This is a genomic window from Acinetobacter sp. A1 (assembly GCF_012371315.1).
Classification (GTDB): domain Bacteria; phylum Pseudomonadota; class Gammaproteobacteria; order Pseudomonadales; family Moraxellaceae; genus Acinetobacter.
This window is the reverse complement of sequence record NZ_JAAZQY010000007.1, coordinates 18,745-38,481: the sequence shown is the minus strand read 5'-3', so window position 1 is coordinate 38,481 and position 19,737 is coordinate 18,745. Positions and strand designations below refer to the sequence as shown.

Here is a 19,737-nt window from a genome sequence, read left to right as displayed (position 1 = left end):
CCTGTTAGATGGGGCTGATAAGAGTACGAAAAGGAAAAGATAGTGACTTATTTGTTTATCGCAGATTTACACTTGTCACCTGATCACCCTCGACTAGTTCGGGGGTTTTTAGATTTGCTGCATGCTTATGAGCATAAAAACACCCAGCTTTACATATTGGGTGACTGGTTTAATGCATGGATTGGCGATGATTACACCGCGACATGGTTAGATGAAATCATTGTGCAGTTAAAACAATTCACCCATGCAGGTAATCAAATTTATTTTATTGTGGGCAATCGTGATTTTGCCTTAGGACAAAAATTCCTAGATCAGTTTTCTGGGCAACTCCTGCCCGATGTACACACCCTTCAAATTGGCTCACACTATATACGTATAGAACATGGCGATGCACTGTGTACCGATGATGTGTCCTATCAAAAATTCCGTAAAATTATTCGTAATCCCATCATTTTAGGCATCTTAAAGAAAACTCCGCTCGCTTTTCGGCAAAAGCTTGCACAAGGTTTCCGTAAAAAAAGCCAACAGGCCAATCAAGTCAAAAGTTATGACGTTATGGATGTAAATGCTGATGCCGTTGCACAAGCCTTACAAGATGCCGATGTGTTAATTCATGGGCATACACATCGCCCAAACATTCATAACGAACATGGTAAACCCAGAATTGTGTTGGGTGACTGGCGCAAAGATGCGGCACAGATTTTAGAAATTGAACCCTCTCAAGAATTACAAGATTGGCAACTCAGCACGTGGAAATATTAATTTCAATATCCCCATTACATACAAGTCATTTATACAAAGGGAAATTTGCTTCGAATTAATAGCCGCCTTCAGACTGAATGACTTCCGCATCCGCTTTATATTTAGCCAGTAATTCACGCAATGAATTCATCAATACGCTGGTATCTACCCCAACTGCCACGAATTCTGTGCCTAAATCCAAATATTTTTGAGTCACTTCATGCTGGGTCGATAAAATACCTGCCGCTTTACCTGCTGCGCGAATCCGCTGAATTGCATCTACCACAGCAGCTTGTACTTCTGGGTGGTTCGGATTACCTTCATAGCCCATAGTGGCTGATAAATCGACCGCACCAATAAATACACCGTCGATGCCCTCTATGTTTAAAATATCATCCAGATTTTCTAAACCAGTCACTGATTCAATCTGAATCAATAAACAAATATTTTCATGTGCTGTTGCATAATAATTTGGAATACTGTTCCAGCGCGTTGCGCGTGCTAAAGCTGCACCTACGCCTCGTACTCCTTCTGGTGGATAGCGTACTGCTTTTACCATCAATTCGGCTTGTTCAACGGTTTCGACCATTGGAATTAATAAAGTTTGTGCGCCAATATCTAACAATTGTTTAATCAGTTGCACACTGCCTATAGGCGGGCGTACCACCGCTTGTGATGGATAAGCAGCGATACTTTGCAATTGTGACAAGGTGGTTCTTAAATCACTTGGTGCATGTTCACCATCAATTAATAGCCAGTCATAGCCTGCATTGGCGGCAATTTCAGTGCCGTAAGCATCTGCCAACCCCACCCATAAACCAATTTGCTGCTGGGTTTTCAGTTTACGCTTAAAATAATTGATATATTCCATCCATACACCTTCGGGATGCACCATTTGCAACTTTATATTTAACGCCTATTTGCAATAAACAACCAATAGCAAAAACGTCTAGCATGATTAAATTTAACACTAAGTTTAAATCGCTTGATTGCACACCTCTCCGCTTTATAGCACATAAATACGGCATGGGTTCGTTCCGCTCACCTGCTCTGGCATGTTAAGATTTTTAACTAAACCTGCCAGAACAAATTACCTTTGAATGGAGATGATTCATGGATTTATTAAATATTGCTCAAACTCGCTACACAACCAAAGCGTATGATGCGAGTCGCAGCATTCCTGCAGCACAATTTGAGCGTTTATTAGAAATTCTGCGTTTAGCACCATCTTCAATTAACATTCAGCCATGGCATTTTTTTATTGCAGAGCATACCGATGCCAAACAACGCATTGCCAAAGCCTTAGTCGGTAAATATGCCTATAACGCACCAAAAGTACTGGATTCATCCCACACCATTTTGTTTTGTACTAAAGCCGACATTAGCGACCTGCATCTTGAAAATTTATTGAATCAGGATGCTGCTAGTGGACGTTTTAAAGATGAAACAGCCAAGCAAGGTCAAAAAGACAGCCGCACAGGTTATGTCGATTACTACCGCAATGAAAAAGGTGATATTCAGCGTTGGGCTGAAAACCAAACGTTTATTGCACTTGGGCAAATGCTTTTGGCTGCAGGCGTTGAAGGTATTGATGCCACACCAATTGGTGGTTTTGATGAAGCAATTTTAACGCAAGAACTGCAACTGGCTGAACAAGGACTGATTCCTTCAGTTTTACTATGCTTGGGCTATCGTAGTGAACAAGATTTTAATGCCAAGCTACCTAAATCACGCCTAGATAAAACAGAGATTTTCACGCAACTGTAAAATAAAAATGCGATAACGCTAGGGACAAAATTTGTCCCTATTTTTTGGTCTGAATTTTGCAATATCTATATAGACAGTAAGTGCTCAATCTCTATCAAAATAAAAACGAGGTGTATGATGCTTAATTTACCTGCAATGCCACTAAAACTGGAATGTAAACGCTGCAAAAAACTGTATTTACATCAAGCGATAGCCAATCATCAAACTGTATGCTGCCCAATTTGCCATAAAACGACAATGTTGCACGGTCTTGCAGAAACTGCAGATTTAGTGCGACACCCTTTCAGTTTTATATTCAGTTATTTTAAACCGTCATGGCATAAGCGAGGCAAAGTACACTAAGCACGGCAAAAATTAACCCGAGTGTGGTCGATGTTTTTAGTTTTTCTTTGAAGAACAACAAACCACTGATGACTCCAAATACCACGACTAAAATATTCATGCTGGCAAAGACAAGTGCAGGACTGTCTTTGAGCAGCATGTGGGCTTTGACATACAAAGCGATATTGGCAAAATTCAGTGCACCTAAAATTAGACCTGCACTGATATTACGCACATTGCCAATAGTTTTCTCGTGCAGCAAAATATAACCAACAGATAAAACAAATGCGCAGATAAACATCAGATTCAGGGTTACTGCAAACTGAAGCCCCAAGCCTGTGGTGTATTTAAGCAACACATCTATTAAAGCATAGCCTGCCCAGACACAAGCCAAGTATAAAATACCCTGTAATGCTTTAGAGGACTGCCCTGCAGCACGATGTGAATATAAAATACATAAGACGGCAACAATGCCTAATACTATGCCAGCAAGTTTTAATTGAGTAAATTTTTCCTGAAAAACAAAATATGCCGCAGCCAAAGACAGCACCACAGACAAACGCTGTGCAATTTCTGTTTTTAAAATTCCAGCATTGTCTAAAGACTTGGCTAGGGCTAAAAACACGCTAGGCAGTAGCACACCTAAACTAAGAATGAGCAGCCATGGTGTTTGCTGTATTGAAATATGAACTAAATTGGGTTTAAACCAATAGAAACACAAAATACTGGCACTGACATAATTCCAAGTAATCATTTGCATGGGTCTAAAGCCCTGTGTTTTGCAAACTTTCAGTAAAATAGACACCAGTACACTACAAAAAGCAGCGGCAATAATCAGTTCCATGACACGCTCGAACATTGGTTTTCAATCATTGTTTTTGTTCTTTATTCAGTTTGCTATTGCATCAGTAAAAAGCCCACAATTGTTGTGGGCTTTTATATTCTTAATGAAAATTAAGCATTATTTGTAGCGTTCAACCATTTTCTCTAAAGAAATTGGGCGAATTTTATCTGCATTGCCTGCAGTACCAAATGCTTCATAACGGTCGATACAAATTTGTTTCATTGCATCTACAGTTTTGGCAAAGAATTTACGTGGGTCAAATTCGTTTGGCTGTTCTGCCATCATACGGCGCATTGCACCTGTAGACGCTAAACGCAAATCTGTGTCGATGTTGATTTTACGCACACCATGTTTGATGGCTTCAACCAATTGCTCAACAGGTACACCATAAGTTTCTTTGATGTCGCCGCCATACTGGTTAATTACAGCCAACCACTCTTGTGGCACAGAGCTAGAACCGTGCATAACAAGGTGTGTATTTGGCAATGCTGCATGAATTTCTTTGATGCGGTCAATTGCAAGAATATCGCCTGTAGGTGGACGAGTAAACTTGTATGCACCATGCGAAGTACCCACTGCAATTGCTAAAGCATCTACATTGGTATCTGCCACAAAGCTACGTGCTTCTTCAACAGAGGTTAACAATTGAGAATGGTCAAGTACACCTTCTGCACCCACACCATCTTCTTCACCTGCCATACCTGTTTCTAGGCTGCCCAAGCAACCAATTTCACCTTCAACTGACACACCACATGCATGCGCCATTTGAACCGTACGACGAGTCACTTCTACGTTATATTCGTACGATGTTGGTGTTTTACCATCTTCACCAAGCGAACCGTCCATCATGACTGATGAAAAACCAAGTTGAATTGAACGTTGACATACGTCAGGGCTAGTACCATGGTCTTGGTGCATAACCACTGGAATATGTGGCCATTCTTCAATTGCAGCCAAAATCAGGTGACGCAAGAAAGGTGCACCTGCATATTTACGCGCACCTGCAGAAGCTTGAACAATGACAGGTGAGTTTGTTGCATCTGCGGCTAACATAATTGCGCGCATTTGTTCTAAGTTGTTGACGTTAAACGCTGGAACGCCGTATGCATGTTCGCCGGCATGATCCAAGAGCTGGCGCAATGAAATAAGAGCCATAATATCCTCCCAAATAATGCTGGTTATTCTACCCTGTGATTTGTTTCAATTCAGCAACAAATCATCTTTTTCAAAAAAAAATCCCTGCATAGCAGGGACTTTTAAACAAATTACAACAATTCTTTATTTTTCAGCACTTATTGCGCTTCAGAAGCAGCAACTTCTGTGTCTGCAGTCGCAGCATCAGCAGGTGCATTTGCAACGTCTTCAGGAATATCAGTGTTGCCTTCATCCATAACAGGTTGGTCAATCGCATCAATTGCTGCTTGTTGTTCTGGGGTTACTTGTGCGTTATCTACAACTGCAGAAGATGCATCAGTTTCAGTCGCAGGTGCACTTTCTTTTTTTGCACAAGCAGTCAAGGCTAAAGATGCAGCGATTAAAGCAGCAAGTGTTAGTTTTTGAATCATCATCATTTCCTACAGTTAGGTCATTCATTAAGACTAATTTTATTGCATATTTATGACATTTTTATGACTGTGCTATGACCCACAATAAAAAGGTTGACCGAAGTCAACCTTTTGTGCAGTTTTGTTGAATAATCAACAATTAAGCACGTTCTAATAAAACCGCAACTGCAGGTAAGGTTTTACCTTCTACAAATTCAAGGAAAGCACCACCACCTGTAGAGATATAACCAATTTTGTCTGCAACTTCGTACTTGTCAATCGCAGCGAGCGTGTCACCACCACCTGCAATCGAGAAACCTGCAGATTCAGCAATTGCCAATGAAAGTGCTTTGGTTCCTTCACCAAATTGATCTACTTCAAATACGCCCACTGGACCATTCCAAAGAATTGTTTTTGAAGTTTTTAAAATTTCTGCAAATGCTTTCGCTGTTTCAGGACCAACATCCAAAATCATGTCGTTGTCAGCAACATCTTCAACTTTTTTTACAGTGGCTTTCGCTTGAGCCAATGAGCCTAAGAAATCTTCAAAGTTGATTTCAGACGCATCAGCAACCACAACATCGGTTGGTAATGGTACTGAAACTTTTGCAGCAATTGCTTTTGCAGTGTCAATCAAATCATTTTCGCATAATGATTTGCCCACGTTATAGCCTGCTGCAGCTAAGAAGGTATTGGCAATACCGCCACCTACAATAAGTTGATCACAAATATCAGACAATGATGTCAATACATCTAACTTAGTCGATACTTTAGAACCTGCAACAATTGCCACCATTGGTTTTTCAGGTGTTTTTAAAGCACGACCTAGTGCATCCAATTCAGCGGCAAGCAATGGGCCTGCTGCTGCAACTGGTGCTAAACGTGCTACGCCTTCGGTTGATGCTTCTGCACGGTGTGCCGTACCAAAAGCATCCATCACAAATACGTCACACAATGCTGCATATTTTGCTGCAAGCTCAGGGTTGTTTTTCTTTTCACCGTGGTTAAAACGGCAGTTTTCTAATAAAACCACTTGACCCGGTGCAACTTCCACACCCTCTAAATAGTCAATGATGAGTTGGACATCTTGACCCAAAGCTTGGGTTAAATACGCAGCCACAGGCGCTAAAGATTGTTCAGCTTTTGGCTCACCTTCAACGGGACGACCTAAGTGAGAATACACCATCACTGCCGCACCTTTGGCAACAGCAGCTTGAATCGTTGGCAATGCCGCACGTAAACGTGCATCGCTGGTGATCACACCATTTTTAACAGGGACGTTTAAATCTTCACGAATAAGGACACGCTTACCTGCTAAATCGAGGTCAGTCATACGCTGAAAGTTCATGTATAGCTCACTTTATTGATATCAAAACGCCACGATTTTAAATGATTATGCAGAAAAAGGTTAGCAACTTTTGTAGAATTGCTGTTTAAAGCAAAAGTTTTGATTATGATAGAGAAAAGCCACCATCTTTCTCGCACTTATGTCTATCCATCCTGATCCGAATATCAATCGTTTAAACGTTTTGGGCGAACCTCTCGCCAGTTGTTGTTTTGACCCTATTACCGGGTATTTCCGTAACGGTTTTTGCCATACCGCCCCAACCGATTTAGGTCAGCACACCGTTTGTGCACAAATGACTTCGGAATTTTTAAATTTCTCGCAAAAAATTGGCAATGATTTAATCACGCCAGTACCTGAAGTTGGTTTTAACGGCTTACAACCAGGTGATTTCTGGTGCATTTGTGTCACCCGTTGGGTAGAAGCTTATCAAGCAGGTCAAGCGCCACCAATTAAAATTCAAGCCTGTCATCAATCAGTATTGTCTTATGTGCCTTTAGATATCTTGATGGACTATGCGGTGTGATGATCTAATGCAACATCCTCAAATTATTTTGGCTTCTGGCAGTCAAACTCGGCAACAATTGCTGGATCGCTTGCATTTAGCCTATACATCTGTCTCCCCAGATATTGATGAATCTGCGCAGGGTGAATTACATGCAGATGATTTAGCGCGACGTTTGGCTTTTGAAAAAGCACGCTGTATTGCGTTGCAACATCCTGATGCAATAGTAATAGGTTCAGATCAAGTGGCATGGCGTGAACAGCAGCCAGATGTTTTTATCGGTAAACCACTTACTTCAGAAAAAGCCATACAACAATTACACGCCAATTCAGGTCAAACCGTGTATTTCAGCACGGCACTCAGTGTGCAGCAGCAATCTACAGGCTTTGTACAGACAATTGTAGAGCATTACACCGTCAAATTTCGCAACTTAACCGATGATGAAATTGCACGATATGTTGCTCTCGAGCAACCACTGCAATGCGCAGGCAGTTTTAAATGTGAAGGTTTGGGCATTAGCTTGTTTGAAGCTATGCAAGGCAATGATCAGACCACGTTAATGGGACTACCTATGATTCAACTGTGTCGTATTTTAAGAATGCTGAATATTCAAGTCCCCTAAAGTTGACTCATTTGAATCTGCATATCAGCTAGAAATCATCTTGCCCTTTCAAGCGACAAAATAGACAATATCAAGACTCTCTATTCTCAGACTTGCTTAGGCTATTTTATGTCGCAACCTTTAGATGTTTTAGGCGGAATTACCGCAGAACAATTCCTAAGTGAATATTGGCAAAAAAAACCATTATTAGTACGCAACACACTCCCAGAAATTGCAAACCTGCTTGAACCCAGTGATGTTATGGAACTGGCACTGGAAGAAGATGTCACTGCCCGTTTAATTAAACAAAAAGATAAAGACCCAAATCAGTGGAGTGTAAAATCATCACCGCTGATTAAAGGTGATTTTCAAAAAATGCCAAAACTTTGGACACTGTTGGTGCAGGCAGTCGATCATTATTCTTTTGACTTAGCAGAACTTTGGAAAAAATTCCCTTTTATACCGCAATGGCGACGTGATGACATCATGGTGTCTTATGCCCCTAAAGGTGGTTCTGTAGGTCAGCATTTCGATTTTTATGACGTATTTTTACTGCAAGGTTATGGTCACCGTCGCTGGCAGCTTGGGCAAATGTGTGATGCAGAAACTGAGTTTGTAGCAGGACAACCACTCAAATTATTGCCTGAGATGCAGGTTAATTTTGATGAAGTACTTGCACCGGGTGATTTACTTTATGTTCCACCAGGTTTGGCGCATTATGGTGTGGCGGAAGATGATTGCCTGACTTTCTCATTTGGCTTCCGTATGCCAAATATCAGTGAAATGATGGATCGTGTGAGTGATAAATTCTCTGCCGATGAAATGTTACGTACTCCGCTACATGACATCGTCCGTGAACAAAGCACCCAGATTGGTGAAATGACCGCTGCAGAACTGGATTATTTAAAAGCAGAATTATGGGCACGCTTGCAAAATTCATCAGTTTTGGATGATGCAATTTTAAGTTTAATGTCTGAACCTAAATACCCAGAAAATATTCCTGAAGTTGATGAAATGGGTGTAGGCGACTTAGAAGAAGCGCTTGATCAGGGTTATCAGATTATGCTTGAGCCCGCCTCTCGTCTGCTTTATGCAGCACAAGCGGGGCAAATTCTGTTTTGGGCCAATGGCGAGGCAATTTGTGTCGCAGATGCATCGATCAACACGCTACAAAAAATAGCCAATGGTGAGCGCGTCTTGCTTGATGAAAACCTGTACGACCCAGATATTTTGGAAGATTTAGTACAACTTCTGAATGATTCTGTGTTAATGCTGCTTCCAGCAGAAGAAGCTTAAACGGCTTTATTCATGGACTCTAAGATGATTCATTCATCTTAGAGTTGGCTTCCTCAAAGTATAAGATGGCTTGAATTAATGTATAGCCTGGGGTTGAACTCAGTTTCAACTGCCCACCAACCCGTTCTAAACGCATTTTCATGCTGCGCATACCGATACTCATACCTTGTTCCAACACACTATTCGCTTCAAAACCAACCCCATCATCCTGAATTTTGAGCAACAACTGATTCGGTTGCATAAATTGCATCGAAACGGCTACGTTTTTGGCCTGACTATGTTTAATCACATTGGTTAAGCTTTCTTCAAGCACTCGCATTAAAGTCAGACACTGTAAAGCATTTGGTTCAATGAACCATTCATTCGGAAAATCCCATCTAGAATGAATATCCATTTCATCCATTAACTGGCTAAAACGGTGCCGCACAGGTGCAACCCAAACTTTCGGATTTTCTGGCACTTTTGAGCCAATCGAAGAGCCACTATCAATAATTTGACGTAAATCATCACGCAATAATTTCAACATCGATAAAAATTGCTGATTACTCATTTCATCCTCGTTTTGATCCACCAAAATCATTGATCGAACCAAAGATGCCCCGAGTCCATCATGTAAATCATGTGATAAATGAATACGCTCCTGTAAACGTACGTTCTCCAATTCTAAATAGTGCTTTTCCGACATACTGCGTTTTAAGTCTTCACTGACTTCAAAAACCCGAAACTCCAAATCCTGATTAAATTTTTCAATTTTTTGAATATTTCTTTTTAAACGCATACCAAGAATCAGCGCAATAAATAAAGTGATTACTGGTGAGGTATAAGGTGATAATGGCTGATATAAACTTGCAGTTTCAGCATTTCCTAAACGGACAACATCGACACAGGCAAATAAACCAATTAAGGTTAAACAAAAAATCAATAAATATAATTCTGTTTTTTTAGTTTTATAACTGAGATAAGCCAAGTAAAAATAAACCACAACCAATAACGATGCATAGCTTAAGAAAACAGTCCCTAAGACAATTTTTGCATAATCCAATGGTGTGAAAAATATACCGACAATCACCGCAATACTAAATACAAATAAACTCTCTTCAAGCACAGGAAAACGCCGATCTGCAAACCTGAGCAAATACACACTAAAACAGAGTATATACAGAATAAAGAAACTTAGATTTGCTTGAGCAGCTGCCAAGGTTGTGGGGTAAGGATAAGTTTCAGTCGTCAAAAATTGTGAAATGAAAAGTAGCCATAGCAAACAACTGAGTGCAAACCAGCCAAAACTATTATCACGGCGGATAAATAGCCAAATCACTAAACATAAAATACCCAAAGTAGCAGATAAAATGGCATTTATTTCAAATAAAGTGCGCTTATTCCATAGACTTTTTTGGTGATGCTTTATATTTTCATGCACATTATTGAATGTGATTTTGCCCAAACCTGCATTTTGAAATGCATAACCATTTACATAAACTAAAATTTGATTTTTACCCGGCTTTAAGCCAGAGGCAGGTAAAATCCAATAACGTGGCATATTCCAGCTTTTAGACAATGGTTCTTGTAAATGCTGACTCGCCCAAAGCAAATCTTTATTTAAATAAACTGCCCCAGCACTATTTAAATAATCCAAAGCAAACACAATGGGTTGATTTAAACTATGCTCACGCTCACAAAACCATTCCCAATCAATTTTATACCAGACACCACCGTTATAATTTTTCCAGCGTATATCCCAAACATCGGGTAATTTGACATTTTCCCAACCAGTTTCAGGGCTTTTATTTTGTGATGCTGTTTTAGCTGAGCTAATAGATAGCACATGCACATTACAGTGCTGATTGATTGGAGAGACAATTTGCTGCGCATAGCTTTGCCACGCACAGATCAACAGGCATATTCCGAAGGCATAGTTTAGCCAGCTGCGCATCATAAAATGCCTAGTGTTCTCGCAGTACTGACCGCTTTGGTGCGCTTGGTCACCGATAATTTACGGTAAATATGTTTGATATGGCTTTCAACGGTATAACGTGACACAAACAATTGTTCTGCAATTTCTCGATTACTTAAACCTTGTGCAACAAGATTGAGAATTTCAAGTTCACGTCCCGTTAATTGCTCATAATTACTATTAAATGCTTCTGCATCATTACGGCTTGCAGGATCGTCTGAAGCAACAGCAACTTTCTTATGAGATATTTTCGATAAAATTTCCCGTGCAATAAATGGGTCAATGGGTGCTCCACCTCTTAAAATACTGCGGATGGCAATCACGATTTCTGCATCATCACGTTCTTTTAAGACATAACCTGTCGCACCTGCTTGTATTGCGGAAAACAGGCTATCTTGCGTGCTCCATGCCGATATCACCAAAATTAATGCACTTGGGTCTCTAAAATGTAATTGTTCTATTAGTTCTTTGCCATTGCCATCTGGCAAGCCTAAATCCACCAACGCCAAAACAATCGGCTGCTCTTCTATACACTTCATGGCAGCTTTAAGATTGATGACAAAAAACAGCATGTCATCCTGATAGCCAATATCATGCAAAATTTTTCTGAGACGCGACTGAATAATAGGCTCATCTTCAACAATTAAAACCGGCACTGGTAATATCGTTTCCATTGCTGCCTTCAACCTCCCCAAAAATATAAATTCAAATATAACAATAGTTTTTCTACTAAATCCATCCCTAGAATTAAGGAGTTTTTATGGCAATGCCTGTTGTTCTATTACAATGAGCATAGCATTGAAAATGTTTAATCGGTATTTATTCCAATAAATATTGAAAATAGCCCAAGTGTCATACTGATTGCCCACACTTTTATGGGCAATTCAGCATTAGCTTGAGCAATTACACAATCGTTTAGTAATATGTTTTTGAACTATGTGCATGTAAAAATGCAGGAATTAAACCCGTTAAAGCTGCACGAATATCTGCACGCTCATTGATTAATTGATGAGAACCTTCTTCAAGCATTAATAAGGTTTGTAAGCGGAATTTACGACGGATAAATTCGATGTTGTAACGCCAGTCTACTGTTTGGTCTTGCGCGCCTTGTGCCAACCAAACAGGAATACGACATGCTGGACGCTCTTCCATTTCAAACATCCATTTAGACATCGCCAGAATCCAGTCCATACCCATCATTCTAGGCTGTAACGGGTCTTTTAAACGTACAAATCTTAAAAACTCAGGGTTATGGTTATTACGTCGGAAATGTCGTGGTACTTCACGCTTAATACGACGGATAATGCCTAAACCAACAGAGTTATGCCACCATGCAGATTTCGCAGGACGAATCAGCGGTGAAAGTAATAAAACCCGCTCTACAAATGGATTTTCACGACGTTGGGCAAACTCCAGTAGATGATGCATCCAAATTGCACCACCTGTACTTTGGCCAATACCTAACCATGGTTTTGGCAATTGATCAGCATTTTTAACATATTGATAAACTGCATGTAACACTTGTTGATAATGATCAAAGTTTTGAATATTGGCAGGTGAACCATTACTAAGACCATGCCCAGGTAAATCATAAGTTAATACACTAAAGCCTTGCTCAAGTAATTCTTTGACAATGGGCTGATAAATCCCGCTATGTTCTAAATATCCATGCAGTAAAAATACAGTGCCCTGAATTTTATCGAACTTGGTTTTAGTTAAATCAGGCTGAAAAATTTGCACGTGCAGCTTGAACAACGGCATTTGTACATAACCTTGCCAATGCTCACAATCTAGCAAATGAAAACCATAAAGCTGTCTATATGCCTGTAACTCTACACTTGGCTCAAAGGCTCGATTTAGGTTTAAAGGCTGTAAAATTTGTGGCGTGGTGTCTCGACTCGGTACAGGTAAATCGAGCTGTTTTAAAATGCTTGGATTCAAAAAAGGCAAATCAGACATTAAGGCACCTCGCGACATGCGCTAGAACCAAACAAGACATCCCGAATGGTGGCAAGCATTTCGTAATTAGCACGACGGCTGTGATCATAATTTTGTTCACTAGGACGCCATGCGGTAAGCTGGGTAGGCATTGGAGCTTCTACAGGAATGGTTTCTATACCGTTCAAGGCAAATAACCGTCGTGTACGCGGCATGTGATAACGGTCTGTAATCAAAATCACCGTAGGTGCACCACCCTTTTTTTGTAATAATAACGAACTAAAACGTGAATTTTCACAAGTATTCATACTGCGATCTTCTAATAATTTTGCATCGACTTCGTATTGTTGTAACCAGCGCTGCATATAAGGTGCTTCTACACCGCTGAGTACAATTGGCAATTGATATTGTTTTACCACCGCCAAAGTCGTTTCTAAACGCAGACGTGTATAGTGATTTACTACAATATCTTTACCATTGTCATCTAAGGTTAATCCACCACCTAACACCACTATCGCATAAGGTTTCGAGTTTTCTGGTATTTTGGGGATGTTTTGTTGATGAATCAAAGCAATATCTTTAAAAATCTCTTCATCTACAGTGTTATTTTCGGCTTCGGCAATTTTATGTGTATTTAAAAACTCAAAATATTGTTCCATTAATGCCTGATTTTCATGGCTGTCTAAATTCAGTAGAGCTTTGACATTTTCTGAAGGGTCTTCAGGTGAAATTTCTGATGCTGCTGTAGGCGCAAGCAATGGTACCTGTGGCTGATCTTGCTCTAATTCTAATTTTCTTTGATTTTGCTCTTCTACAATCAAGGCCTGTAAAGCTTGATAACGTGCCTGAATCAGAGTTAAATTTTGTGAATTTTCAGATTTAATTTCTTGTTCCATTAACTTTAAATAAGCTTGTCGGGCAATCCATAAATCTGAACCAGGTTCTAAGCTGTCTTGATCACTAAAAGCAGCCATTTGCTGACTTTTCGCCGCTACTTCATTCACTTCGACTGGCACGAAGGTATTTAAAGCTTTTACCACCATTTTTGAATAAAAAGGTGAATAGATAAAAATCATTAGACAAGCAAATAATACAAATAACACCGTCGCTATTTGTACTAGTCTGACCATCCAATGGGTATGTTTCATCTATTTTAACCTACGGGCTGATGTGCACGAATCAAACCTGTGTCATCAAATAAGACAGGTTCAGGTTCTAACAAAATACCAAAACGGCTCAATACATCATGTTGCACGGCACGATAAGTCTGCTGCACATCTGCCAAGGTAGCCTCTGCATAATTGACCAAGACCAAAGCTTGTTTATGGAACATACCGACTGCACCTAATTGTTTCCCTTTCCAGCCAGCCTGATCGATCAGCCAACCAGCGGCAATTTTAACCTGCTCATTCGGCTGCGGGTAATGGGGTAAATTCGGATATTGTTGTGTAATTTGGTCAAATTGTTGTGCAGAAATGACTGGATTTTTAAAGAAACTGCCAACATTAGGATACTCAGCAGGATTCGGCAATTTGCTTTGACGTATCTGAATGACTTGTTGCTGCAAGTTTTCAGCAGTTTGATCATCACCGACCGCAGCTTTTAAGTCACCATAATTTAATTTTAGCGCTGCGTGTTTCAGTAATTTAAAGGTCACATGCGTAATAATGTAACGATTAGGCTGATCTTTAAAAATACTGTGCCGATAAGCAAACTGACAGTCTTGCGCAGAGATAGAACAGAATTGTTGCTGATCACGGTCATAAACATGCACAGACTCTATAAACTCGCCGACTTCGACCCCATAGGCCCCAATATTTTGTACTGGTGAAGCACCGACCAAACCAGGAATTAACGCTAAATTTTGCAGACCGTAGAGTTTTTGTGTAGTTGTCCACAACACAAAATCATGCCAGACTTGCCCTGCTCCTACTTTCAATGTGACGCTTGTTGCATCTTCGCTCAGTTGTTCGATGCCCTGAATATCCATGTGCATCACCAATGCATGAATATGTTCAGGCAATAACATATTGCTGCCACCTGACAAAATTAGCACATTTAACTGTTCAGATTTGGCAAATGCCAAGGCATCTAAAATATCCTGCGTATGATGAATTTTCACATAATGCGAGGCTGTAGCATCCAAATTTAAGGTATTGAATGGTTTGAGTTGCATAGAATGTTGAATGTGCATAACTTAAACCTTAACCTTTAATTCAAATTGTTGTTGCAGCACCTGTGCCCATGCACGACTGCTTGACTCACATTGATCGAGCACACGTTCAAAACCATCGGCTTTACCATAGTACGGGTCGGGTAATTCTTGCTGAGTATAGAGAGGATCATGCTCACTCATTAAGGCAACTTCGGCACGTAAAGTACCAAATTCAGCTTTGGCACGCTGCATCAAGGCCTGAATATTGCTTAAGTTTTCCAAATCCATCGCCAGAATTAAATCAAACTCGATAAAGTCTTGAATCTGTAATTGGCGTGCACGTAAAGCAGATAGGTCATAGCCACGTTTCAACGCATGCTGCTGGCTGCGTAAGTCGGGTGCTTTACCTGGGTGATAATTACTGGTTCCTGCAGAATCTACCCAAACATTCAGTTGCTGTTCATCACAAAAATGTCGCAGTACAATTTCTGCCGTAGGTGAACGGCAAATATTTCCTAAGCAAACACATAACACCTTGTATGGCGTTTGGGATGACATAAACAACCTCAGAGCTACTTTATTTTTAAGAGCCTTATGTTAAGTTATTTATGATATGAATCCTATATCGTGACTGCACAATAATGTTGAATTAGGTATAAATAATAAGGATAAGCGTATGCAAAATTTTCAATTTCAAACCGTTGGCAACATTATTTCAGGACTTGGCTCAATTTCTGAGCTATACAATATTTTAAAAGCAAAGCCTTACCAACGCCTATTATTGGTCACCGATGCTGGGATATTACAGCAACAATTGCATCTGCCTATTTTAGAAATTTTGGAACAGCTTCAACTAGATTATGCAATTTACGCAAATGTGCAAGCAGACCCCGCAGAACAGATTGTTTTAGATGCGGTTGCCTTTGCCAAACAGCAAAAAATTGACGTGGTTTTTGGGTTTGGCGGTGGCAGCGCTATGGATGTTGCCAAAATCATTGCTGTATTGAGTCATCCTGAACAACACCAACAACTGTCAGACTTATATGGTGTGGGCAATGCTCAAGCACCACGTCTACCCTTAATTTTAGTACCCACTACTGCGGGCACAGGTTCTGAAGTGACACCTATTTCGATTGTCACCACAGGTTCGACCAGTAAAACTGGCATTATCTCGCCTATTTTATATGCCGATGTTGCTATTTTAGATGCCAATTTTACCCGCAACCTGCCTGCACAGATTACCGCAGCCACTGGGATTGATGCGATGGTACATGCCATTGAAGCCTATACCTCCAAAATCAAAAAAAATGCTTATTCAGACTTACTGGCAAAACAGGCACTGCGTTTATTGGATCAAAACTTGAAATTGGTGCTTGAAGATGGCAACAATATGCAAGCACGTCAAAACATGCTATTTGGCTCAATGTTGGCAGGACAAGCCTTTGCCAATGCTCCTGTTGCCGCAGTCCACGCACTCGCCTATCCCTTAGGTGGACATTTTCATATCTCGCATGGGCATAGCAATGCCTTAGTACTGACTGAGGTTTTAAAATTTAATGCACCTGCAGCCAAACAAGATTATGCTGAACTCATGTGCTGGTTAGACCCACGTAGTAAAGGCTGCACCGATGGACTGTGTGATTTGTTTATCGATCATTTTCAAAACCACCTTGAGCAGAGTGGCTTAACATTAAAACTCAATACACTAGGCGTACCAGAAAATATGTTAATACAACTTGCAGAAGATGCCCTGTTACAAACTCGCTTGCTACAAAATAATCCTAGAGAATTACAGGTACAGGATGCCTTAAACATTTACCAAGCCATTTATGCTTAATGGATGAAAAATTGCAACCTATCAACAACTCAACGAATCGTGTTCAGCCACCGCCACCATTAAAAAATATAGAGTTAACTTTGTGAAACCTGAAATTAAAACCCGTAATCAATACACTTTTTTCGTTCCCATTCAAACCCGCTGGGCAGACAATGACATGTATGGGCATGTCAACAATGTCACCTATTACAGCTATTTTGACAGTGCGGCCAATGCCCTATTGATTCAGAAAGCTGGTTTTGAACCCAAACGATCACCTTGCATTGGTTTAGTGGTTAGCTCCACCTGCCATTTTTTACAAGAATTGTCTTATCCCGAAGTCATTGAGGTCGGAGTCGCCATTCAAAAAATTGGGAATTCATCGTTGATTTATGATTTGGCAATTTTTAAGCATGGACAACAACAAGCCTCTGCACAAGGGCAAGTGGTGCATGTGTTTGTAGAACGAAATACACGTCAAAGTTTCCCGATTCCACAAAATATGCGTGAAGCTTTACAAGCCTATATGAGTGTAGACTCAGTCTGATCTAGAGCTAAAAATAAGGCTGGTTTGACCCAGCCATTTGATTTAAACGTTAAATTCTGCAGTTTGAGTCTGTTTATTTGAGCTGAATATTGTGCAATTCGCCTTCAAAGTTTTGCAAAAGCTCTTGCACAGCAGGCTCTTGATGTAACAAGTTTTCTGCTCGTTGATACGCTCGTTGTTTACGTTGTTGCTGCAAAACATACGGCGTGGTGTCATCTACATTTTCATATTGCACTTTAAACAGCGTTTTACTCCATTGGCTTTTTAAAGCGCCTTCCAAGGTATGTTGCAATTGCGCTAAAAGCTGTTGGTATTGCTCTGGAATATGAAAAATTGATTCACCATCAATCTGCCCAGTCATCACCCCATGCTGCGCTAGCTCTTGTACAGCTGGAGAAAGATCACTGTGTCTAAACCAATATTCCCACTTGTCTAAAGTCCACTCACCCTCTAACACCTGCGGCTGTAAGCGCAGAATATCCTGTGGCATTAACTGCGCATCACCGTTCTGTGTAGAGGTTGTATTTTGTGGCTGTGCTGCGGTGATAGCAACATCTACAGAAATATCTTGCACAGAATCAAATAAAGAGGCTTCTCCCTCATTGGTGCTTGAAGCGTCATTTGTAGAATCTTGATCAGACGGCGTTAATTCTAAAGGCTCAGGGTCTGCTAATGTTTCAACGCTAGCTAATGGCGCAACCGCATCAAAACTTTCCAGTAAAAAGTCATCCTGATTTGATGTATTGGTTGCCGCTACCGTATTCTTTTCTGCTTCGCTTTCTAAACCAAATAACGGTTCTGCTGCATTTGGGTCGAATACAATCTGTTCGGTTTGAGCTGTGTTTTTATCGCTTAATACTTCAGGTGCTGACTGTTCCACAGTACTTTCAGGCAGCGCATGCTCATGATTCTGAACCACACCACTCTGTTCATCGCCCTCAGGTTCATCATCCAAGAAGTCATCAGAAGATGGTTCTGCTATGGCAGTCTGCGCTGTGTTTTGCTCAAGGTATTCATCATCACCATATTCAAATCCATCAATATCCTGCCCAACAGCATGATGAGTTTGAATATCAGATGCTGCAACTGCGTCCAATTCAGTCGCTTGATGCATCTCAACGGCTGAATTTTGCATTACAGGCTGAGGGGCTTGCTCACTTTGAGTAACAAACTGAGTAGATTCAGGTGCTGTTTGTGCCGTATTAGGTACAGCAGAAACCAACACTTCATTAACTTGCAAAGGACGAAATGCCAGCAAACGCAGCACACACATTTCAAAACCTTGCTCTTGGGTTACTGCAATTTGTAAATCGGCACGTCCTTTACAGGCAATCTGATAATAGAGCTGAATATCCTGTGCAGAAATCAGTCCTGCAAGCTGTTGTATTTTTTGATTGATCTCAGCACTGTATTTCAGGTTCAAATCTGGCAGATATTGCATGATTGCCAGTTCGTGCAGTGTCGAAATCAATTGATCCAGCACCAAAGACACATCTAAAGCTTGCTGTCTGAATTGCAATAACAACTGACTCACACGCTGCTGCTGGTTTTGATGAATCGCTAAAATCAAATCATAAATAATGGTACGGTCAATCAGCCCCAACATGTCTTTAACATCTTGATGATGAATTTCACCCTGACCATAGGCAATTGCTTGATCAGTCAAAGACATCGCATCACGCAATGAACCTTGAGCGGATTCAGCAATCTGCCAAATCGCATCTTGCTCGGCCACAATCTGTTCTTTGGCTAAAATATCTGTTAAATGTTGCGTGATTTCGTCAATTTGCAAAGGACGCAAAGTAAATTGCAGACAACGTGAAATCACCGTGATTGGGAGTTTTTGAGGGTCTGTGGTCGCAAACAGAAACTTTACATGCTCTGGTGGTTCTTCCAGAGTTTTGAGCAAAGCATTAAATGAATGCGTAGACAGCATGTGCACTTCGTCAATCAGGTAAACTTTGAAACGACCTTGCGTCGGAGCATACGGTACGTTATCTAATAACTCACGTGTATCTTCAACTTTGGTGCGAGATGCCGCATCAATTTCGATCAAGTCAATGAAACGACCTTCGTTGACTGCTGTACAGGTTGGACACACTTCACACGGGGTTGATGTCACGCCTGTTTCACAGTTCAGGCATTTGGCCAAAATACGCGCAATCGTGGTTTTACCTACGCCGCGCGTACCTGTAAAAAGATAAGCATGGTGTAAACGACCACGTTCTAAAGCACTGGTCAATGCCCGTGATACATGGTTTTGCCCCACCAACTCATTAAAATTACGAGGACGATATTTACGCGCAAGTACCTGATACATGAATGCTCCTTTTTACAGGTCTAAGCATACTGTTTTTTTGCAC

The 19,737-nt window shown here is 40.7% G+C and carries 19 protein-coding genes; 7 read left to right on the top strand and 12 right to left on the bottom strand.

Translation table 11 applies throughout. The annotated features are described in order from the left end of the window. The first annotated feature begins 42 nt into the window (after positions 1–42). Positions 43–762: a UDP-2,3-diacylglucosamine diphosphatase gene (locus HHA41_RS04205; RefSeq protein ID WP_168460654.1), complete on the top strand. Its 720-nt coding sequence runs from the start codon at positions 43–45 to the stop codon at positions 760–762. A 55-nt stretch (positions 763–817) separates the two neighbouring features. On the opposite strand, the gene hpaI is transcribed toward HHA41_RS04205, so the two are convergent. Further along, the gene (gene hpaI, locus HHA41_RS04200; RefSeq protein WP_168417410.1) at positions 818–1,612 is read right to left on the bottom strand and encodes a 4-hydroxy-2-oxoheptanedioate aldolase; all 795 of its coding nucleotides are present in this window, start codon (positions 1,610–1,612) and stop codon (positions 818–820) included. 242 nt (positions 1,613–1,854) lie between these two features. On the opposite strand from hpaI, the gene nfsB reads away from it, so the two are divergent. Next, the gene (gene nfsB, locus HHA41_RS04195; protein ID WP_168460653.1) at positions 1,855–2,508 is read left to right on the top strand and encodes an oxygen-insensitive NAD(P)H nitroreductase; all 654 of its coding nucleotides are present in this window, start codon (positions 1,855–1,857) and stop codon (positions 2,506–2,508) included. Positions 2,509–2,812: 304 nt separating this feature from the next. On the opposite strand, the gene HHA41_RS04190 is transcribed toward nfsB, so the two are convergent. From HHA41_RS04190 to HHA41_RS04175, 4 genes are all read right to left on the bottom strand, one after another. Beyond that, entirely contained in the window at positions 2,813–3,673 is an 861-nt protein-coding gene (locus tag HHA41_RS04190) for an EamA family transporter (RefSeq protein ID WP_168460716.1), read from the bottom strand. 117 nt (positions 3,674–3,790) lie between these two features. Next, positions 3,791–4,828 (bottom strand): class II fructose-bisphosphate aldolase, encoded by a 1,038-nt coding sequence (gene fba, locus HHA41_RS04185; protein ID WP_168460652.1) that lies wholly within the window; start codon positions 4,826–4,828, stop codon positions 3,791–3,793. Positions 4,829–4,965: 137 nt separating this feature from the next. Beyond that, complete coding sequence (locus tag HHA41_RS04180) at positions 4,966–5,238, bottom strand: hypothetical protein (RefSeq protein ID WP_104852089.1); 273 nt, start codon at positions 5,236–5,238, stop codon at positions 4,966–4,968. A 139-nt stretch (positions 5,239–5,377) separates the two neighbouring features. Next, positions 5,378–6,565, bottom strand: coding sequence for a phosphoglycerate kinase (locus tag HHA41_RS04175; protein WP_168460651.1), 1,188 nt, complete (start codon positions 6,563–6,565; stop codon positions 5,378–5,380). Between the two features lie 139 nt (positions 6,566–6,704). On the opposite strand from HHA41_RS04175, the gene HHA41_RS04170 reads away from it, so the two are divergent. The 3 genes from HHA41_RS04170 (at position 6,705) to HHA41_RS04160 (ending at position 8,964) form a co-directional block, all read left to right on the top strand. Next, the gene (locus HHA41_RS04170) at positions 6,705–7,088 is read left to right on the top strand and encodes a DUF2237 domain-containing protein (RefSeq protein WP_096900874.1); all 384 of its coding nucleotides are present in this window, start codon (positions 6,705–6,707) and stop codon (positions 7,086–7,088) included. A 7-nt stretch (positions 7,089–7,095) separates the two neighbouring features. Next, positions 7,096–7,689 carry a Maf family protein gene (locus HHA41_RS04165; RefSeq protein WP_168460650.1) on the top strand — a complete coding sequence of 198 codons (594 nt, stop codon included), beginning with the start codon at positions 7,096–7,098 and terminating at the stop codon, positions 7,687–7,689. 108 nt (positions 7,690–7,797) lie between these two features. Then, entirely contained in the window at positions 7,798–8,964 is a 1,167-nt protein-coding gene (locus tag HHA41_RS04160; protein ID WP_168460649.1) for a cupin domain-containing protein, read from the top strand. Between the two features lie 19 nt (positions 8,965–8,983). Here HHA41_RS04160 and HHA41_RS04155 read toward each other — a convergent pair whose 3' ends face one another. The 6 genes from HHA41_RS04155 to HHA41_RS04130 all read right to left on the bottom strand — a co-directional run bounded on the left by HHA41_RS04155 (position 8,984) and on the right by HHA41_RS04130 (position 15,569). After that, positions 8,984–10,900: an ATP-binding protein gene (locus HHA41_RS04155; RefSeq protein ID WP_168460648.1), complete on the bottom strand. Its 1,917-nt coding sequence runs from the start codon at positions 10,898–10,900 to the stop codon at positions 8,984–8,986. Continuing rightward, positions 10,897–11,592, bottom strand: a complete 696-nt coding sequence (locus tag HHA41_RS04150; RefSeq protein WP_168460647.1) for a response regulator transcription factor — start codon at positions 11,590–11,592, stop codon at positions 10,897–10,899. Before HHA41_RS04150 ends, HHA41_RS04155 begins: the two co-directional genes overlap by 4 nt. Before the next feature lie 241 nt (positions 11,593–11,833). Then, positions 11,834–12,877 carry an alpha/beta hydrolase gene (locus HHA41_RS04145; RefSeq protein ID WP_168417418.1) on the bottom strand — a complete coding sequence of 348 codons (1,044 nt, stop codon included), beginning with the start codon at positions 12,875–12,877 and terminating at the stop codon, positions 11,834–11,836. Beyond that, positions 12,877–14,004: a YdcF family protein gene (locus HHA41_RS04140; RefSeq protein WP_168460645.1), complete on the bottom strand. Its 1,128-nt coding sequence runs from the start codon at positions 14,002–14,004 to the stop codon at positions 12,877–12,879. The genes HHA41_RS04145 and HHA41_RS04140 overlap by 1 nt, the downstream gene beginning before the upstream one ends. 5 nt (positions 14,005–14,009) lie before the next feature. Next, positions 14,010–15,050 (bottom strand): UDP-N-acetylmuramate dehydrogenase, encoded by a 1,041-nt coding sequence (gene murB, locus HHA41_RS04135; RefSeq protein WP_168460644.1) that lies wholly within the window; start codon positions 15,048–15,050, stop codon positions 14,010–14,012. A 3-nt stretch (positions 15,051–15,053) separates the two neighbouring features. Further along, complete coding sequence (locus tag HHA41_RS04130) at positions 15,054–15,569, bottom strand: low molecular weight protein-tyrosine-phosphatase (protein WP_168417421.1); 516 nt, start codon at positions 15,567–15,569, stop codon at positions 15,054–15,056. 118 nt (positions 15,570–15,687) lie between these two features. On the opposite strand from HHA41_RS04130, the gene HHA41_RS04125 reads away from it, so the two are divergent. Both HHA41_RS04125 and HHA41_RS04120 read left to right on the top strand, forming a co-directional pair. Continuing rightward, positions 15,688–16,848 (top strand): iron-containing alcohol dehydrogenase, encoded by a 1,161-nt coding sequence (locus HHA41_RS04125; protein WP_168460642.1) that lies wholly within the window; start codon positions 15,688–15,690, stop codon positions 16,846–16,848. A gap of 82 nt (positions 16,849–16,930) precedes the next feature. Then, complete coding sequence (locus HHA41_RS04120) at positions 16,931–17,374, top strand: thioesterase family protein (RefSeq protein ID WP_168460640.1); 444 nt, start codon at positions 16,931–16,933, stop codon at positions 17,372–17,374. Between the two features lie 73 nt (positions 17,375–17,447). On the opposite strand, the gene dnaX is transcribed toward HHA41_RS04120, so the two are convergent. Next, the gene (gene dnaX, locus HHA41_RS04115; RefSeq protein WP_168460639.1) at positions 17,448–19,694 is read right to left on the bottom strand and encodes a DNA polymerase III subunit gamma/tau; all 2,247 of its coding nucleotides are present in this window, start codon (positions 19,692–19,694) and stop codon (positions 17,448–17,450) included. Positions 19,695–19,737 lie beyond the last annotated feature (43 nt).

Excerpts from the sequence above, each read along its gene's own strand:
- hpaI (WP_168417410.1), bottom strand. The coding sequence starts at position 1,612 with ATGGAATATATCAATTATTTTAAGCGTAAACTGAAAACCCAGCAGCAA.
- nfsB (WP_168460653.1), top strand. The coding sequence starts at position 1,855 with ATGGATTTATTAAATATTGCTCAAACTCGCTACACAACCAAAGCGTAT.
- HHA41_RS04190 (WP_168460716.1), bottom strand. The coding sequence starts at position 3,673 with ATGGAACTGATTATTGCCGCTGCTTTTTGTAGTGTACTGGTGTCTATT.
- fba (WP_168460652.1), bottom strand. The coding sequence starts at position 4,828 with ATGGCTCTTATTTCATTGCGCCAGCTCTTGGATCATGCCGGCGAACAT.
- HHA41_RS04180 (WP_104852089.1), bottom strand. The coding sequence starts at position 5,238 with ATGATTCAAAAACTAACACTTGCTGCTTTAATCGCTGCATCTTTAGCC.
- HHA41_RS04175 (WP_168460651.1), bottom strand. The coding sequence starts at position 6,565 with ATGAACTTTCAGCGTATGACTGACCTCGATTTAGCAGGTAAGCGTGTC.
- HHA41_RS04170 (WP_096900874.1), top strand. The coding sequence starts at position 6,705 with ATGTCTATCCATCCTGATCCGAATATCAATCGTTTAAACGTTTTGGGC.
- HHA41_RS04165 (WP_168460650.1), top strand. The coding sequence starts at position 7,096 with ATGCAACATCCTCAAATTATTTTGGCTTCTGGCAGTCAAACTCGGCAA.
- HHA41_RS04160 (WP_168460649.1), top strand. The coding sequence starts at position 7,798 with ATGTCGCAACCTTTAGATGTTTTAGGCGGAATTACCGCAGAACAATTC.
- HHA41_RS04155 (WP_168460648.1), bottom strand. The coding sequence starts at position 10,900 with ATGATGCGCAGCTGGCTAAACTATGCCTTCGGAATATGCCTGTTGATC.
- HHA41_RS04150 (WP_168460647.1), bottom strand. The coding sequence starts at position 11,592 with ATGGAAACGATATTACCAGTGCCGGTTTTAATTGTTGAAGATGAGCCT.
- HHA41_RS04145 (WP_168417418.1), bottom strand. The coding sequence starts at position 12,877 with ATGTCTGATTTGCCTTTTTTGAATCCAAGCATTTTAAAACAGCTCGAT.
- HHA41_RS04140 (WP_168460645.1), bottom strand. The coding sequence starts at position 14,004 with ATGAAACATACCCATTGGATGGTCAGACTAGTACAAATAGCGACGGTG.
- murB (WP_168460644.1), bottom strand. The coding sequence starts at position 15,050 with ATGCACATTCAACATTCTATGCAACTCAAACCATTCAATACCTTAAAT.
- HHA41_RS04130 (WP_168417421.1), bottom strand. The coding sequence starts at position 15,569 with ATGTCATCCCAAACGCCATACAAGGTGTTATGTGTTTGCTTAGGAAAT.
- HHA41_RS04125 (WP_168460642.1), top strand. The coding sequence starts at position 15,688 with ATGCAAAATTTTCAATTTCAAACCGTTGGCAACATTATTTCAGGACTT.
- dnaX (WP_168460639.1), bottom strand. The coding sequence starts at position 19,694 with ATGTATCAGGTACTTGCGCGTAAATATCGTCCTCGTAATTTTAATGAG.